General features: G+C 64.3%; 13 protein-coding genes, 1 tRNA gene and 1 pseudogene. 8 read left to right on the forward strand and 7 right to left on the reverse strand.

What is annotated here, in order from left to right; translation table 11 throughout:
• Nucleotides 1-26: 26 nt before the first annotated feature.
• Genes EEB11_RS13060 through bglB form a run of 3 tightly spaced genes read right to left on the reverse strand, consistent with a single transcriptional unit; the run spans nt 27 to nt 4,441 of the window.
• On the reverse strand, nt 27-2,501 hold the full coding sequence (locus EEB11_RS13060) for a hypothetical protein (protein WP_135432044.1): 2,475 nt from the start codon (nt 2,499-2,501) through the stop codon (nt 27-29).
• Nucleotides 2,502-2,510: 9 nt separating this feature from the next.
• Entirely contained in the window at nt 2,511-3,344 is an 834-nt protein-coding gene (gene kduI, locus EEB11_RS13065; protein WP_135432045.1) for a 5-dehydro-4-deoxy-D-glucuronate isomerase, read from the reverse strand.
• On the reverse strand, nt 3,341-4,441 hold the full coding sequence (gene bglB / locus EEB11_RS13070) for a beta-galactosidase BglB (RefSeq protein WP_135432046.1): 1,101 nt from the start codon (nt 4,439-4,441) through the stop codon (nt 3,341-3,343). Before bglB ends, kduI begins: the two co-directional genes overlap by 4 nt.
• A gap of 112 nt (nt 4,442-4,553) precedes the next feature.
• Here bglB and EEB11_RS13075 point away from each other — a divergent pair.
• Nucleotides 4,554-5,600: pseudogene (locus EEB11_RS13075) on the forward strand (LacI family DNA-binding transcriptional regulator).
• A 39-nt stretch (nt 5,601-5,639) separates the two neighbouring features.
• On the opposite strand, the gene EEB11_RS13080 reads toward EEB11_RS13075, so the two are convergent.
• The 4 genes from EEB11_RS13080 to pdxH all read right to left on the reverse strand — a co-directional run bounded on the left by EEB11_RS13080 (nt 5,640) and on the right by pdxH (nt 7,478).
• Nucleotides 5,640-5,716, reverse strand: a tRNA-Pro gene (locus EEB11_RS13080).
• Nucleotides 5,717-5,757: 41 nt separating this feature from the next.
• Complete coding sequence (locus EEB11_RS13085; protein WP_135432047.1) at nt 5,758-6,258, reverse strand: DUF192 domain-containing protein; 501 nt, start codon at nt 6,256-6,258, stop codon at nt 5,758-5,760.
• Entirely contained in the window at nt 6,225-6,761 is a 537-nt protein-coding gene (locus EEB11_RS13090) for a cold-shock protein (protein WP_135432048.1), read from the reverse strand. The genes EEB11_RS13085 and EEB11_RS13090 overlap by 34 nt, the downstream gene beginning before the upstream one ends.
• Before the next feature lie 114 nt (nt 6,762-6,875).
• Nucleotides 6,876-7,478 carry a pyridoxamine 5'-phosphate oxidase gene (gene pdxH / locus EEB11_RS13095; RefSeq protein WP_135432049.1) on the reverse strand — a complete coding sequence of 201 codons (603 nt, stop codon included), beginning with the start codon at nt 7,476-7,478 and terminating at the stop codon, nt 6,876-6,878.
• 110 nt (nt 7,479-7,588) lie between these two features.
• Between pdxH and fabI the strand changes: the two genes are divergently transcribed.
• From fabI to EEB11_RS13130, 7 genes are all read left to right on the forward strand, one after another.
• Complete coding sequence (fabI, locus tag EEB11_RS13100; protein WP_135432050.1) at nt 7,589-8,410, forward strand: enoyl-ACP reductase FabI; 822 nt, start codon at nt 7,589-7,591, stop codon at nt 8,408-8,410.
• A 23-nt stretch (nt 8,411-8,433) separates the two neighbouring features.
• Entirely contained in the window at nt 8,434-9,045 is a 612-nt protein-coding gene (locus EEB11_RS13105) for a LysE family translocator (RefSeq protein ID WP_135432051.1), read from the forward strand.
• Nucleotides 9,046-9,056: 11 nt separating this feature from the next.
• Entirely contained in the window at nt 9,057-9,560 is a 504-nt protein-coding gene (gene gpt, locus EEB11_RS13110; RefSeq protein ID WP_135432052.1) for a xanthine phosphoribosyltransferase, read from the forward strand.
• A 97-nt stretch (nt 9,561-9,657) separates the two neighbouring features.
• On the forward strand, nt 9,658-10,851 hold the full coding sequence (locus EEB11_RS13115; protein ID WP_135432053.1) for an aminotransferase: 1,194 nt from the start codon (nt 9,658-9,660) through the stop codon (nt 10,849-10,851).
• 65 nt (nt 10,852-10,916) lie between these two features.
• Nucleotides 10,917-12,785: a peptidylprolyl isomerase gene (locus EEB11_RS13120; RefSeq protein WP_135432054.1), complete on the forward strand. Its 1,869-nt coding sequence runs from the start codon at nt 10,917-10,919 to the stop codon at nt 12,783-12,785.
• Between the two features lie 43 nt (nt 12,786-12,828).
• Entirely contained in the window at nt 12,829-14,337 is a 1,509-nt protein-coding gene (gene trpE / locus EEB11_RS13125) for an anthranilate synthase component I (RefSeq protein WP_135432055.1), read from the forward strand.
• A 159-nt stretch (nt 14,338-14,496) separates the two neighbouring features.
• Nucleotides 14,497-15,975: a DegQ family serine endoprotease gene (locus EEB11_RS13130; protein ID WP_167852740.1), complete on the forward strand. Its 1,479-nt coding sequence runs from the start codon at nt 14,497-14,499 to the stop codon at nt 15,973-15,975.
• Nucleotides 15,976-16,205: the final 230 nt, after the last annotated feature.

Here is a 16,205-nt window from a genome sequence, read left to right on the forward strand (position 1 = left end):
ATCCCGGCCTCCCGCCGGGGTCGTCGTCACCGGTGCAGGGTTCTGTGCCCCACGACCGTCCAGTCCTTTGGATTGACCATCCGTCCCTCCGCCTCGATCCGGCCATCGGCATGGAACTGCACCGGGCCGTATTCGGGGTCCTCCACCGTGACTGTAGCACGCGGATTTGCGTCTGTATCAAGGGCCAGTTGCGAGAATGTCGCCACGTAAGCTTCCAGCCCCGGGGTCGCATCCCCCATCCGCACCAGCCACCAGCCCTGCCGCCCCGCCAGCCGCAGTTCGCAGCCTGCGGTGGGGCCGTCGGCCACCATCATCAACGGGCCGGAGGCGCGGATCAGCATCGCGCCCTCGCCTGCGATGGCAGCTGCCAGATTGTCTTGCAGGTGGATCTGGTCAAAAGCGATCGCCGGAAACCAGCAATGGGTGAAATCGGGCTGTTCCGGCTGGCCATCAAACCACACCAGCGCCAGCCCGCGATACTGCTGCACGCGCGGCACCGAGGCCGAACCGCCCCAATAGGACGGGCGGCCATAGCCGGAATGGATCACCTCGCCCGGATGGTTGATCCAGATCTGCGCATCGGGGTTGGCCCCCAGACGCGCATGCAACAGCGTTTCCTGATAGCCCCAGTCAAACCAGCGATAGGCCGCCGTTGACCCCATCGCCCAGCCGGGGGTTTTGGCGTGGTACAGGGCTGCAAACCGCCCCTCGCCTTGCGCAAACACCCATTCCTGTTCGCCCGCCGCCAGACTGGCGCGGGCGGACAGCGCGGAATCCAGCTGCAAGCCATGGTCCCGCAGCGCCAGTGCCAGCCCCGGCAGGCAGTGGAACCGCGCGCCGAACTGGCCCATGCCCCAGAGCATGCGGGTAATCGCTGACAGTTCCAACGTGCGGCCCGCCCGCAGCGTGTGTTCATAGCTGCGCCCCTGCGCCGCCGTGATCACGCCGTGATGCGCCGAATTGGCCACCACCTCGACCAGCCGCACCACGGCACGGCCCGCCCGGTCGCGGATATCGGCGTCGGGGGCAAGGGCGTAAAGCGCGGTCAGGCCCTTGAGATCAATCGGGAAATAGGGGGCAGAGTTGAACTCTGCCATCTCCCACTCCTCAAAATGGTCCAGCCATGCCTGCACCCGGTCGCGCCCCGTGGCCGACTGTTCCGCCCCGCTGCGCCCCGCCCGGCGGAAGGTGGCATCAGGCAGCAGAGCGCCCGCCAGATAGGCCGAGGTGTGGAACAGCAGCGCGTGGTTTTCGCTGAAATACCACTGCACATCATTGCCCGGCTCATCCATCCAGTAGCGGTAGCCAAGGATGGCCGCGTCGATGCGGTCGCGCACCCGGTCGGACAGAAGATGTCCGAACCGGGTGCGCCCCCACAACAGCGGCACCAGCGCGAAATCGGCGCAGTCCCAGCAATCCTCGATCGCGGGGAGGGTCGCGTCGATCATTGCTTCGGTCTCGGGGCCGGACAGCCCCTGCGCCAGTCGTGCCAGTGCCGCCACGGTGTCAGGTTCGGCGCGGGTGGCAACCCAGGTCAGCGCCTCGTCAATCCGCGCCTCCAGCGTGGCGGGCACCGTGCCCTGTGCGGCCAGATCGCAGACCTCTACCCCGAAGGTGCGGGTGGCGGCAAAGCCGTCTGCGGTCAGGGTGGGGATGAAATGCCGGAAATCACCGGGCAGGTTTTCGGCGCGGTCGATCACAAGCCGCGCCGCACCTGCAGGCAGGTGGCGTTGCAAGGCGGCCGGATGGTGCGACATGAAATCGCCCTCAATCCGGATCGCGACATCCACCGCCAGCGGCATTGGCTGCGGCAGAACAAGTGCCACCTCGCCCCCGGTATAAGCGGGCTGGTCAAAGTGCATGGTGGCCAGCGCCGTTTCCATCGCGCGGGCACGGTCGGTGCTGCACTCGGTCGGGATGCCCGCCTGTGCCTCAGGCCCATCGAGCCAGTCCAGCTGGATGTAATAGCGGGCATCGCGCTCGGCCAGATCGTCGAAGAACACCTCGACCCGGTTATCGCCAGCGGTCACGTCTACCTCAAACTCCGCCGCTGTTTCGGCGTTGCGCTTGTAGGGGGCCATCCAGCCCACCTCGGCCCCGTTCACAACCAGCACCGCGCCGCCACAGGTGCGCAGCCGCAGCCGCGCCCGGCCCGCTGCCCCTGCGCGGATCACCGTTTCAGCCCATGTCGCAATATGCGTGGGCCGGAACCAGAAGCCCGACAGATCCAGCCGGGGCGAACCAAACGGCAGCCAGTTGCGCGCCGCCTCAAACGCGCCCTGCGCATCGGGCCGCTGGTCCCGGCGGTCAGCCGCAAACTGCGTGCGGCAGGGGTATTCGTGCGGGATGAAGTTCTTGTCCTTGGTCAGGAAAAAGAACGGGTCCATCTCACCCTTCATCGGCATGTCGGGCAGATCGAACCGCGCCTCAACGGTCGGGCCAAGCCGCCAATAGCCGATGGCCGCGCCGGGTGTCAGGGGATGGGACAGAAAGCCTTGCATATCGGGGTCTTACCTGAGGGAGGAAACGGGAACGGGGGTAAAGTCGGTATAGGCCTGATTTTCGCCGGTCATGCCCCAGACAAAGGCGTAGGGTCCGGTGCCCGCCCCCATGTGGATCGACCACGCAGGCGACAGCACCATGTCACCATTTGCAATCACCAGATGCCGGGTCTGGTCGGGGCGGCCCATGAAATGCATCACCCGGTCATCGTTACCCAGGTCGAAATAGCAATAGGCCTCCATCCGGCGTTCGTGCAGATGCGGCGGCATGGTGTTCCACATGCTGCCGGGGGCCGGATCGGTAATGCCCATCAACAGCAAGCACGACGGCGACACCTCGGGGTGGATATACATCGCCAATGACCGCACATTTGCCTTGGCCGGATCGCCCAAGCTGATGCGCTTGGCCTGATCGCGGCGGATCAACCGGGTCGGGTGATCCGCGCCCGCTGGTACAGAGTTGAGGTAGAACCACGCCGGATTGGCCGCATCCTCGCTGCGCATCTCAACCCGCCGCATCCCGCGCCCGACATACAGGATATCACGGTTGCCCATGGGATAATCGGTGCCATCAACGGTCACCAACCCCGGGCCGCCCAGATTGGCAAGGCCGCCTTCACGGGCAGAAAAGAAAAACTCGGTCCCCAGTTCCGCCCCATCGCCGAACACCAGCGGTGTATCGGTGGGCACCGCGCCACCAAGGATCATCCGGTCGACATGGGTATAGGTCAGCCGCAAGGCCCCCGGCGCAAAGGCCCCTTCCACCATGTAATCGCTGCGCAGCCGGTCGGTCGTCGCGGTCATCACATCGGCGGGGTTGCCGCCATAGCGCACATCCATCATGCCGCCGCTCCTTGTGCTTCAAGTTGCCCTTCGGCCTCGACCAGACACAGGATCGCCAGCGCCTGCCCGTAGCCGGTGGGCTGCAACGGAATATCCCGGTAAAACTGCAGATCATGCCCCATGCGGGTGCCGTATGACACGTTTTGCACCGTGCCCGCGTCGTCAATGTTCGCCATCACCGCCGCCACGCCGCGCCACCCGGCCTCGGCCCAACCCGGCCCACCAATCCCTTGCCGCGCTGCTTTCAGCAGACCGTAGGCAAAGCCCGCCGTGGCGCTGATCTCCTCATAGCTTGTCGGGTCATCCAGCAGCGTCCGCCACGCCCCGCTATCCGTCTGCAACGGCAGCAGCGCCTGAACCTGCGCCTTCAGCACTTCGGTCAGGTACAGCCGCACCGAACCCGGCAGGCCCGGCACCTCGAACAGATCCAGAATGCAGGCCGTGATCCAGGCATTGCCGCGCGCCCAGCGGGCGCGGGCAAAATTGTGCCGCCCGTCAAAGGTCCAGCCGTGAAACCACAGCCCGGTTGCAGGGTCCGACAGATACCGCGCATGCACCAGAAACTGGCGGATCGCTTCATCCACCAGCTCGGCCCGGCCCGAGGCATGGCCATAGCGCGCCAGAAACAGCCCCGCCATGAACAGCGTGTCATCCCACATTTCGCCGGGGTTCACTTTGTCCGACACATCGTGCTGAAACCCGCCCTCCGCCGTGCGCGGCGCTTCCGCCATCAGCCGGTTGGCCCAATCGTCCAGCACGGGCCGCCAGCGCGGATCGCGGGTCTCGGTCCACAGCAGCGACAGCGCCAGCATGGGCGCTGTGGTGTTGATGTTCAGATCGGGCAGCCCCGCCGCCAGATGCCGCGCATACCAGCTTTCCAGCACTTCCTGCAACGCCGGGTCACGATGGCGCCGCCACAACTGTGCCAGACCATAAAGCCCCACACCCTGCGGCCATTCCCAACTGTCAAAGCTGATGTAATCACCCGCCGTCCCGTCAAGATTGGGTTCGTCAAACTGACCGTCATGGCGCAGATCGGTCAGCCCCCGCACCAACTGGCCCAGTTTACGCCTGATCTGATCAGCCTGTGGTCGCATGTCCCCTCCCCGGGCATCGGCGTTTGGTCGGTCTTTGAAACATGGCAGTGCAAAATTTTTGCACAACCTGAAAATTTTTTGCATAGTCACGCAGCAAAGCGGAAAGACCCCCATGACAGCGATTCCCCCCGGAAAAAGTGGCAAAGCCAGCCGCCGCATCAGACTGGATGACCTTGCAAAGGCCTGCGATGTCTCTATCGCCACGGTGTCGCGCGCGCTTTCGGGTGCGCCCGGTGTCCGGCCCGAACTGGTGGAAAAGATCCAGCGCAAGGCGCAGGAGTTTCGCTATGCCCTGCCATCGACCCTTGCCGGTCAGCGGCTGCTGATCCTGGCCAGCCGCGCCGCAATGGAAGATTACGCCCGCAGCCAGTTCACCCTGAACGTCATGCAAGGCATCGAAGAACGCGCCCGCCTGTTGCAGGCCGAGGTGATCACCGAAGCCATCACCTCAACCGAACAGGAACGGCAGGCCCTGGCAACAGCCGCAACCGACCCGCGCGTGGCGGGCCTGCTGTTTCTGACGCTGGATGACGAAGACATGCTGACCGCTGCCCGCAGCTTTCGCAAGCCGGTGGTGCTGGTCAACGGGGATGATCCGCTGATGCAGTTGTCGTCGGTCGCGCCGTCAAACCGCGCCGCCGCCAGCATGGCCACCGATTACCTGATGCGGCTGGGGCACCGCCGCATTCTTTTTCTCAGCCGCAGGGGCCGCCGCACCATCGAACGGCGGGCCGAAGGCTGGCGCGACCGGATGTCGGCGGGCGGGGCGCCGTTCGATCCCGGCCTGCAGGTGGATGTCGCAGACTAGCTGCCCGATCAGGCCGCAAAGGCGCTGCGCGACAGGGTAAGCGCCGTCGGCCTCGACTTCACCGCCGTGCTTTGCGCCGGCGACAGTCTGGCCCTCGGGGCGATGCAGGGACTGGCCTCGCTGGGGATCGCGGTGCCCGATCAGGTGTCGGTGCTTGGCATGGATGGGCTGGCTCAGGGTGCGTTCTTCTCGCCCGCCCTGACCGTCCTTGAAATTCCGATGCGCCACATCGGATCGGCGGCGGTCGATCTGGTGCGCGACCTGGGCCTTGGGGCCCATATGCCCGCCCGCCGCATCGAGCTTGCCTGCCGGCTGGTGGAACGCAAGTCCTGTGGGCCCGTTGCCCGTTAAGACAGCGCTGACCCACATCTGTGTGCTTGGAAGGAAAAATGGTCGGGGCGGAGGGATTCGAACTCTCGACCTACGGTACCCAAAACCGTCGCGCTACCAGGCTGCGCTACGCCCCGACTGAGGGGGTCTTAGCGAATGCCGCAGGGGATGAAAAGGGCTATTGTGCACAAGACCATGCCGGATCTGCAATTGATGGGTGGCGCAGCTCGGCACCGGGCGCAATCCCCATGCGTGCGGCCAGCCCGCCGTTGATTTCCAGCACCAGCTTGACACCCTCGCCGCCATCAATCGTCGTCAGATCCTGCGGCTGGGCATTGGCATGGACCTTTGTCACCCGCCCCGAGGCATCGGCAAAGATCATGTCGAGGGGAATCAGGGTGTTCTTCATCCAGAAGGTCGCCCGACGGGGGCTTTCATACACGAACAGCATCCCCGCTGATCGGGGCATGTCTTCGACAAACATCAGCCCGCGGCTGCGTGCCGCATCGGTATCCGCCACCTCTACCGCGAACCGCGCCTGCCCCCCCGGCCAGCGCAGTTCCACCTGATCATCGCGACACCCGGCCGACACGGCCCCAACCGTCAGGACCAGTGCTGCGACAGATCCGATCAGCGCCCGACACCTTATCCGCGCTCTGTGCGCGCTGCTGCTTCCCATGATGCCACCTGTACCGCCATGCGCCCGCGCTTGCCTTCGATGATCCGCAGGCAAACCGCTTCCCCTGCTTGTAGATCTGCAAAGCCCGACATGCGCAACACTTCGACGTGAATGAACACATCATCGTTGCGGCCAAATACATTGGCAAAGCCAAAACCCTTGGCCTTGTCGAACCATTTCACCCGAGAGGGTTCCAGGGCAAGCGCCGCTATATCTTCGGCCGACATCAGATTGCCTTCATCGGCCAGCGGCAAGGCCGCCCCTGCCGGTGCCTGCACCGACACAACCTCGACCGCCTGCGCGCCACGCGGACTTTGCTGAACGCGTACGGTAATCATCGCCCCGTCAGACACGGAATTCTGGCCGTAATTCCGCAGCACATTCGCATGCAGCAGGATATCGCTCTCCGCCTCGTTCGAGACGATGAAGCCAAATCCTTTCGCAGGATCAAACCATTTCACATGGCCATGCACAATATGCGTGGCCGGCTCTTCTAAAGTCATAACAGAGTCGTTCCCCAGATTGACCCCAAGCGCCAGATTGACGCTATTCCGGGACAGGATTCAAGCACACTTCCGCAACAAATGCGCCTCCCCTCGTGTCGAAAAATACGACGGTCAAGGGTTTAAACGCACAATCTCCCACGGATCCAGCGTTGTCTGACGTTTCCAGCGGAAACGATCATGCAGCCTGAAAGACCCGTCCGCCCAGAACTCTATCTCAACCGGGCGCAGGCGGAAACCTCCCCAAAAGGATGGGCGCGGCGGATTTGTGCCTTTGGTCACCGTCAGTTTTGCCACCTCGGCCATCAGATGCTCGCGGCTGGACAGCGGTTGCGACTGCTGGCTGGCCCAGGCCCCCAGCCGCGATTTCAGGCTGCGGCTGGCGTAATAGTCATCGGCCTTCGCACCTTCTTCGCGCTCGGTCACGCCGCGCACCCGGATCTGGCGGCGCAGCGATTTCCAGTGCAGCACAAAGGCCGCCTTGCCCGAGGCCTCGATTTCAACCGCCTTCTTTGACTGGTAATTGGTGTAGAACACAAAGGCATCGTCCTCTATGTCCTTCAGCAGCACCATGCGCACATTGGGCAAACCGTCCTGATCCACCGTGGCCAATGCAATGGCATTTGGGTCATTCGGCTCGCTGCCCTCCGCCTCGCCCATCCAGCGCCGCGCGATGGCAAACGGGTCATCGCCCGCAAAAATTCCGCCCCGGTCCATGATATCTGTCCTTGTTCTACGCGAAAGCCGCCCGCAGCCTCTGGCTTGAACGCGCTTTGCCTTTCGCCTACACGTCTATCTCAAAGCGAGAAATGTGCGAGGGGCAACAGATGTCAACAGGACTTATGGCGGGCAAGCGCGGGCTGATCATGGGGCTTGCCAATGACAAGTCCATTGCATGGGGCATTGCCAAGACCCTCGCCGACCATGGGGCCGAGATGGCGTTCTCCTATCAGGGTGAACAGCTCAAAAAGCGCGTTGCCCCGCTTGCGGCCTCGCTGGGCGAGCCCCGGCTGTTTGAATGCGATGTCGCAAGCGAAGACAGCATGGATGCGCTCTTTGCGTGGCTGGAGGCGGAATGGGGCACGATCGACTTCGTGGTGCATGCCATCGGATTCTCCGACAAAAATGAATTGCGCGGTCGTTACGTCGAAACCAGCCGCGCCAACTTCCTGATGTCGATGGATATTTCCGTCTATTCCTTCACCGCCGTCTGCCAGCGTGCGGCAAAGCTGATGCCAAATGGCGGCAGCCTGCTGACCCTCACCTACTACGGTGCCGAAAAGGTCATGCCGCATTACAACGTGATGGGCCTGTGCAAGGCAGCCCTTGAGGCATCGGTGAAATACATCGCCGAAGACCTTGGCAAGGACGGCATCCGCGTCAACGCGATCTCAGCTGGGCCGATCAAGACCCTGGCCGCCAGCGGAATCGGCGATTTCCGCTACATCATGAAATGGAATGAGCTGAACAGCCCGCTGCGCCGCAATGTCACGCAGGAAGAGGTGGGCAAGGCCGCGCTTTACTTGATTTCCGACCTCGGCTCGGGCACCACCGGCGAAAACCTGCATGTCGATGCGGGCTATCATGTCGTAGGCATGAAGGCGGTGGACGCACCCGATATCGACGTGGTGACAGGTCGTGGCGACTAAGCGGTGAGCGAAGGGCGGGCGCGATGACACTGGCGGCGTTTCTTGCGGTGGCGGCTTTGCTGACCATGGGCGCGGTCAGCCCCGGCCCCGCCGTGCTGATGTCAGCCCGCACCGGGGTGACCGAAGGGTTGCGCACCGGATTTTTCCTCGCCATGGGCATCGGCCTTGGCGCCGTGATCTGGGCGGCGCTGGCGCTGTCGGGTCTGGCGGCGCTGTTCAAGGTGGCCCCGGCGCTGCTTTGGGCCTTCAAGCTCGCGGGCGGGCTGTATCTGATCTGGATGGCGGTGCAGATGTGGCGCCATGCCGCCGATCCGCTGCCCGACACCACCGGCCTGCCGCCGCGCTCAGGCTTCTCGGCGTTCCGGCTCGGTCTGCTCACACAGCTGTCCAACCCCAAACCCGCCATCGTGCTTTCGGCCATCTTCATCGGCACCGTGCCACCGGGCACGCCGCTGTGGGTGCTGATCACCCTGCTCAGCTTTCTGTTCACGGTGGAAACGCTGTGGAACACCTTCGTTGCCCGCATCTTTTCGCTGCCTGCCACCCGCCGCGCCTATGTCGGCGCGAAATCCACCATGGACCGCAGCTTTGGCGGTCTTCTCGCCCTGCTCGGCGCCAAGATCGCCATCCCCTGAAGGAGCCTGCCATGACCGACCGCCTGCCGCATGAAAAAGGCTTCCACGTCAGCTGGGACCAGATCCACCGCGATGCCCGCGCGCTGGCCTGGCGGCTCGACGGCAAGGGCCCGGACAATGGCGCCTGGAAAGCCGTGGTCGGCATCACCCGCGGCGGCCTTGTGCCCGCCATGATCGTCAGCCGCGAGCTGGATATCCGCGTGGTCGATACGATCAGCGTCAAATCCTACAGCCATCAGGCCCAGACCGAAGCGCGGGTGATCAAATCGCCGCAGGCCGATTTGATGGGCGATGGCACCGGCATCCTGATCGTCGATGATCTGGTCGACAGCGGCAAGACGCTGGAACTGGTGCGCAACCTGTATCCGCGCGCGCATTTCGCCACCGTCTACGCCAAACCCTCGGGCCGCCCGCAGGTCGATACCTATATCACCGAGGTCAGCCAGGACACCTGGATCTTCTTCCCCTGGGACATGGCGCTGCAATACGTCCAGCCTTACCGCGGCACCGACTGATTTTGCGCGCAGCCCCCGTCTTCATCTGTTCCTAAATATCCCACGGGGGTCCGGGGGTGTGAAACCCCCGGTCCTGCCGCCAGCACAAGGCGCAATCATGACCCACCCGCTCAACCCCGCCATGGCCGCGACCGAATCCCCGCCGGTGATGGAGGCGCGGCGCTGGTTGCAGGGGGTCACCTTCCCCGCCGACCGACCGCTGATCAACGTGTCTCAGGCGGCTCCGGTCGAGCCGCCGCCGCTCGGGCTGCGGCAGGCAATCGCCGAGGCGGCGCTGACCAATGACGCGGCGCATCTTTACGGCCCGGTGCTGGGCCTGCCAGAGCTGCGGGCCGAGATTGCCGGGCAATGGTCGGCACTGTATGGCGGCAACATTGATGCGGAAGAGGTGGCGATTACCCAAGGGTGCAATCAGGCCTTTACCGCCGTGATGTCCACCCTCGCCGGTGCGGGGGATGAAGTTATCCTGCCAACCCCCTGGTATTTCAACCATAAAATGTGGTTCGACATGCAGGGCGTGCACACTGTGCCGCTGGATACCGGGCCGACGCTGATCCCCGATGCCGACCTTGCACGCGCGCTGATCACATCAAGAACCCGCGCTATCATCCTGGTATCGCCCAACAATCCGGGCGGTGTGGAATACCCGGCGCCGACGCTGACCGCCTTCCGCGATCTGTGCCGCAGCCATGGCCTTGCCCTGATCGTTGACGAAACCTACCGCGATTTCGACAGTCGACATTCGGTGGAACTGGGTGGCCGCCCGCATGACCTTTTTGCCGATCCTGACTGGTCGGACACCCTTATCCACCTTTACAGTTTTTCCAAAGCCTACCGGCTGACCGGCCACCGCGTCGGCGCGGTCGTGGCCAGCACAGCACGGCTGGCCGAGGTCGAAAAGTTTCTCGACACCGTCGCCATCTGCCCCGGCCAACTGGGCCAGATCGCAGCGCTGTGGGGCATGCGCAACCTTGGCCAATGGGTCGCGGGGGAACGGGACGAGATCCTGAGCCGCCGCCGCGCAATGACCCAAGGCTTTGCGCAGCTTGAGGGCTGGACCCTGCTGGGCTGCGGTGCCTATTTCGCCTATGTCGAACACCCGTTCGACCTGCCGTCAGATCAACTGTGCAAACGGCTGGTGTCCGAGGCGTCGCTTCTGATGCTGCCCGGCACCATGTTTCAGCCCGGCGATTCGGAGGCAGGCAAGCGGCAGATCCGCATCGCCTTTGCCAATGTCGATGCGACCGGCATTGCCGAACTGTTCGCGCGGCTGAAAGCCTTTCGCGCCTGACATCCTCTTGTTCCGCTTTGCCTTAACGCATAGACAGTCGCAAACAGGTTCCAAAGGGGCGGATGATGGCCAAAAACAGCGACGATACCCCGCGCAAAAAGGGCAAGGGCAACCAGATTGTGGTCTGGGCGCTGATGGCCATGCTGGTCGTCGGCCTTGGCGGCTTTGGCGTAACCAGCTTTGGCGGTGGTCTGACCAGTATCGGCCGGGTGGGCGAGCGTGAGATCGCGACCAACACCTATGCCCGCGCCTTGCAGCAGGAACTGGCGGCGCTGACGGCGCAGTTTGGCCAGAACGTCTCCTTGGCGCAGGCGCAGAGCCTCGGGGTGGACCGGCAGGTTCTGCAATCCATCGTCGCTCAGACCGCGCTGGACAACGAGGCGGACCGCGTCCGCCTGTCGGTCGGCGATGCGGTGATCGCGCAGCGCATTACCGAAACCCCGGCGTTTCAGGGCACCTCCGGTCAGTTTGACCGCGAAAGCTATCGCTTCGTGCTGGACCGCAACAACCTGACCGAAAACGCCTTTGAAGCCGGGCTGCGGGCCGATGTGGCGCGCCAGCTGCTGACCGGGGCGATTGCGGGCGGCTTTGTGGCCCCTGCCCCGCTGACCGATACGCTGTACAACTGGGTCAGCGAACGGCGCGGTTTTTCGCTGCTGCAACTGACTGGCGATGAGCTGGCTGCCCCGCTTGGCACGCCTGATGATGCGGCGCTCCAGGCGTTCTATGACGCCAATATCGCCAGCTTCACCGCGCCCGAGGCCAAGCGCATCCGTTATGCAGCCCTGCTGCCTGATGAGATTGCGGCCGATCAGCCGGTGGATGAAGACACACTGCGCCGGATGTATGACGCCCGGATTGCCGAATTCGTGCAGCCCGAACGGCGGCTCGTCGAACGGCTGATCTACCCCTCTGCCGAAGCCGCGGCTGATGCCAGGGCCCGTCTGGATGCGGGTGAGGCATTCGAGACGCTGGTGGCAGAGCGCGGGCTGGATCTGGAAGACATCGATCTTGGCGATGTGTCGCGCGAAACGCTGGGTGCCGCCGGTGACGGTGTGTTTGCACTGGAAGGCCCCGGCGTAGCGGGTCCGTTTGACAGCGAGCTTGGCCCCGCCCTGTTTCGCATGAATGCGATCCTGTCCGCGCAGGAAATCACCTTTGAAGATGCGCGCACCGACCTTGCGATCGAGATGCAGACCGACTCTGCCCGCCGCGCCATCGCCGACCGGGTCGAAGCGATTGATGACCTGCTGGCGGGCGGATCGACGCTGGAGGAAGTGGCGCAGGATCAGGGCATGACCCTTGATACGCTGGATTATGTCGCCGCTGACACCGCGCCCGAAGGCATTGCAGGCTACCCAGCCTTCCGCACGGCGGCGGACGCATTGGCCGAAGGCGATTTTCCCGAGGCGGTTTTGTTGGCCGATGGCGGTGTCGTGGCGATGGAATTTGTCGAACGGGTGCCCGCTGCCCCGATCCCGTTTGACGCCGCCCGCGAAGATGTGGTCGCAGCCTATACCGCCGATGCCACCGCCAAAGCGCTGGCCGACCGCGCGATCGAGGTGAAGGCCGAAGTCGAGGCGGGCCAGTCGCTTGGTGCCTTTGGCATCGTGCAGCGCACCGCCAACATCTCGCGTGACGGGTTTGTCGAAGACGCGCCGCCCGAGCTGTTGACAGCGGTCTTTGCCATGGAACCGGGCGAGGTGCGGGTGATCGAAGGGCGAGGCTTCGTCGGCGTGGTGCGGCTGGACGAGGTGCTGCCCGCCGCACAAGAGGGCGACGAGGTGGCCGCGCTGAAAGCCGCAATTGCCGCGCAGGTCGAACAGGCCCTGTCGCAGGACGCGCTACAACTGTTTTCCAACGCGCTGACCGACGAGGCCGGGATCTTCCTTGACCAGAACGCCATCAACGCCGTGAACGCGCAGTTCAACTGACCGCCCAAACCTGCCCGAAAACTCTGGCCGAAAGCCCTGACCGATGATCCTCTCCCCCAGTTTTGAAGACTTCGAACGCAACTGGAGCGCGGGAAAGAACCAACTGGTCTGGGCCCGTCTGGCCGCCGATCTGGATACACCCGTCAGCCTGATGCTGAAACTTGGCGAGGCCCGGCCCGACACTTTCATGCTGGAATCGGTTACCGGGGGCGAGGTGCGGGGCCGCTACTCCATCGTGGGGATGAAGCCTGATCTGATCTGGCGCTGCAACGGCGCGCGCTCTGAGATCAACCGCGAGGCGCGGTTTGATGCGGGGGCGTTTCACCCGCTGGATGGCCATCCGCTGAAAACCCTGCGCGATCTGATTGCCGAATGCGCGATCGAGATGCCCGATGGCCTGCCCGCCGTGTCGGCCGGGCTTTTCGGCTATCTGGGCTATGACATGATCCGGCTGGTGGAAAACCTGCCGGACGTGAACCCCGACCCCATTGGCCTGCCCGATGCGGTGCTGATGCGGCCCACGGTGATTGCGGTGCTGGACGGGGTGAAGGGTGAGGTGACGCTGGTGTCGCCCGCTTGGGCTGCGGGCGGGTTATCGGCCCGCGCGGCCTATGCGCAGGCGGCAGAGCGGGTGATGGACGCCCTGCGCGATCTTGACCGCGCGCCCCCGGCGCAGCGCGATCTGGGGCAAGCCGCCCCGGTGGGCGAGCCGGTGTCGAACTTCACGCATGATGGCTACAAACAGGCGGTCGAAAAGGCCAAGGATTACATCCGCGCCGGCGATATCTTTCAGGTGGTGCCAAGCCAACGCTGGGCGCAACGGTTCGAGCTGCCGCCCTTTGCGCTGTACCGGTCCTTGCGCCGTACCAACCCGTCGCCTTTCCTGTTCTTCTTCAACTTCGGCGGCTTTCAGGTCATCGGGGCCAGCCCCGAAATCCTTGTGCGCCTGCGCGACGGCGAGGTGACGATCCGCCCCATCGCCGGCACCCGCAAACGCGGCGAGACACCCGAAGAGGACCGCGCGCTGGAGCTGGACCTGCTGGCCGACCAGAAGGAACTGGCCGAGCACCTGATGCTGCTGGACCTTGGCCGCAACGATGTGGGCCGGGTCAGCCGCGTCGGCACCGTGCACCCGACCGAGAAATTCACCATCGAACGCTACAGCCACGTCATGCATATCGTCAGCAACGTGGTGGGCCAGATCAAAGAGGGCGAGGACGCGCTGTCGGCCCTGCTGGCCGGTCTGCCTGCGGGCACGGTCTCGGGCGCGCCCAAGGTGCGGGCGATGGAAATCATCGACGAGCTGGAGCCGGAAAAGCGCGGCGTCTATGGTGGCGGCGTCGGATATTTTGCCGCCAATGGCGAAATGGATTTCTGCATCGCCCTGCGCACCGCCGTGCTGAAGGATGAAACGCTTTATGTGCAGGCCGGGGGCGGCGTGGTCTATGACAGCGATCCTGAGGCGGAATTTCAGGAAACTGTCAACAAATCCAAGGCTTTGCGCCGCGCCGCCGAAGACGCGGGCCTGTTCGCGCAACAGGGCAACCGCTAAGCCGGGGCCACACGCGGCCATCACAAGGCTTTGAGGGATCGTAACAGGGTTTGCATTGCATTCGGCCGTGCTTACCTGATGATATGTTAGAGCCTGCTGGCGACCCGGCGCGTATATCCGCGCCTTGGGCCTGCCGTCCAAACAATGAGGAGTTCGGGAGTGCAGTCCAAAGCCATATTCTATTCCAGACACCCGGCCGTCGCGGCACGGGGCCGGGCCACGCTGTTGGCCATCGGCCTTGGCCTCGCGCTTGCGCTGGGTCAGGCGCAGGGGGCTTTCGCCCGTGCGCCCGACAGCTTTGCCGATCTGGCGCAGCAAATCAGCCCATCGGTCGTGAACATCACCACCTCTGCCGTGGTGTCTGGCCCGGCTTCGGGCGACCCGATCGTGCCTGAGGGCAGCCCGTTTGAAGATTTCTTCCGCGATTTCATGGATCGCAACAACCCGCGCGGCGGCGAGCGTGCGCCGCGCCGGTCCGAGGCGCTGGGGTCCGGTTTCGTGATTTCCGAAGACGGCTATATCGTCACCAACAACCACGTCATCGAAAACGCCGACGAGATCGAGATCGAGTTCTTCTCGGGCACCCGGCTCAAGGCCGAACTGGTGGGCACCGACCCCAAGACCGACATTGCGCTGCTGAAAGTTGAAAGCGACATCCCCCTGCCTTTCGTGGCCTTCGGCAATTCCGACCTCAGCCGCGTGGGCGACTGGGTCGTGGCCATGGGCAACCCGCTGGGCCAGGGCTTTTCGGTCAGCGCGGGCATCGTTTCTGCCCGCAACCGGGCGCTGTCGGGCACCTATGACGATTACATCCAGACCGACGCCGCCATCAACCGCGGCAACTCGGGTGGTCCACTGTTCAACATGGATGGTCAGGTGATTGGCGTGAACACGGCCATCCTGTCGCCCAACGGCGGGTCGATCGGCATCGGGTTTTCGATGGCGTCAAATGTGGTGACCAAGGTGGTGGATCAACTGAAGGAGTTCGGCGAAACCCGTCGTGGCTGGCTGGGCGTGCGTATTCAGGACGTTACCCCCGATGTTGCCGAAGCCATGGGCCTGACCGAGGCCTCGGGCGCGCTGGTCACCGATGTGCCGGATGGTCCGGCCAAGGACTCGGGCATCATCGCGGGCGATGTCATCACCCTGTTTGATGGTCAGCCGGTGCGCGACACCCGCGACCTGACCCGCCGCGTCGCAGACAGCCCGGTGGGCGAGGCGGTTCCGGTGATCGTGCAGCGCGATGGCAAGTCCGAAACCCTGCAGGTCACCCTTGGCCGCCGGGAAGAGGCCGAAGCCGCCGAAACCCGCCCAGCCGCCGCCACCCCGGCAGATCCGGTCGAAGCCGAAATCCTGGGCATGACGCTGGCGCCGGTGACCGACGAGATGAAAGAGCAGCTCAGCCTGCCCAATGACGCCGAAGGGCTTGTCGTGGGCGCGGTTGACCAGACCTCCGAGGCCTATGCCAAGGGGCTGCGCGATGGCGACATCATCACCGAAGCCGGTCAGCAGAAAGTGGTCCGCCTGCAGGATCTGGAAGACCGCATCTCTGAGGCGCGCGACGCCGGGCGCAAGTCCATCCTGCTTCTGGTCCGCCGCGCCGGTGACCCACGCTTTGTGGCGCTTGCCATCGAGTAAAGGCACCGGCAAACAAACCAGACGCGCGGCAGCCCGACTGTCGCGCGTTTTGCGTTTCGGCCGGTGGACCCCGGGATGGCCACGCCACCACCCGCGGCTTGCCGCCTTGACCACCGTGCACACTTGCACCTGACCCGGGCAGGAAAAGCGCATTTCTCCTCCGCGTGGCGCAGGGCCGGGGTGGAGGCCACCACACGCCCGTCCAGGGCTTGTGCCCGTCAAGGGTCCGA

The organism is Pseudotabrizicola sediminis, from assembly GCF_004745575.1.
In the GTDB taxonomy this organism is placed as follows: domain Bacteria; phylum Pseudomonadota; class Alphaproteobacteria; order Rhodobacterales; family Rhodobacteraceae; genus Pseudotabrizicola; species Pseudotabrizicola sediminis.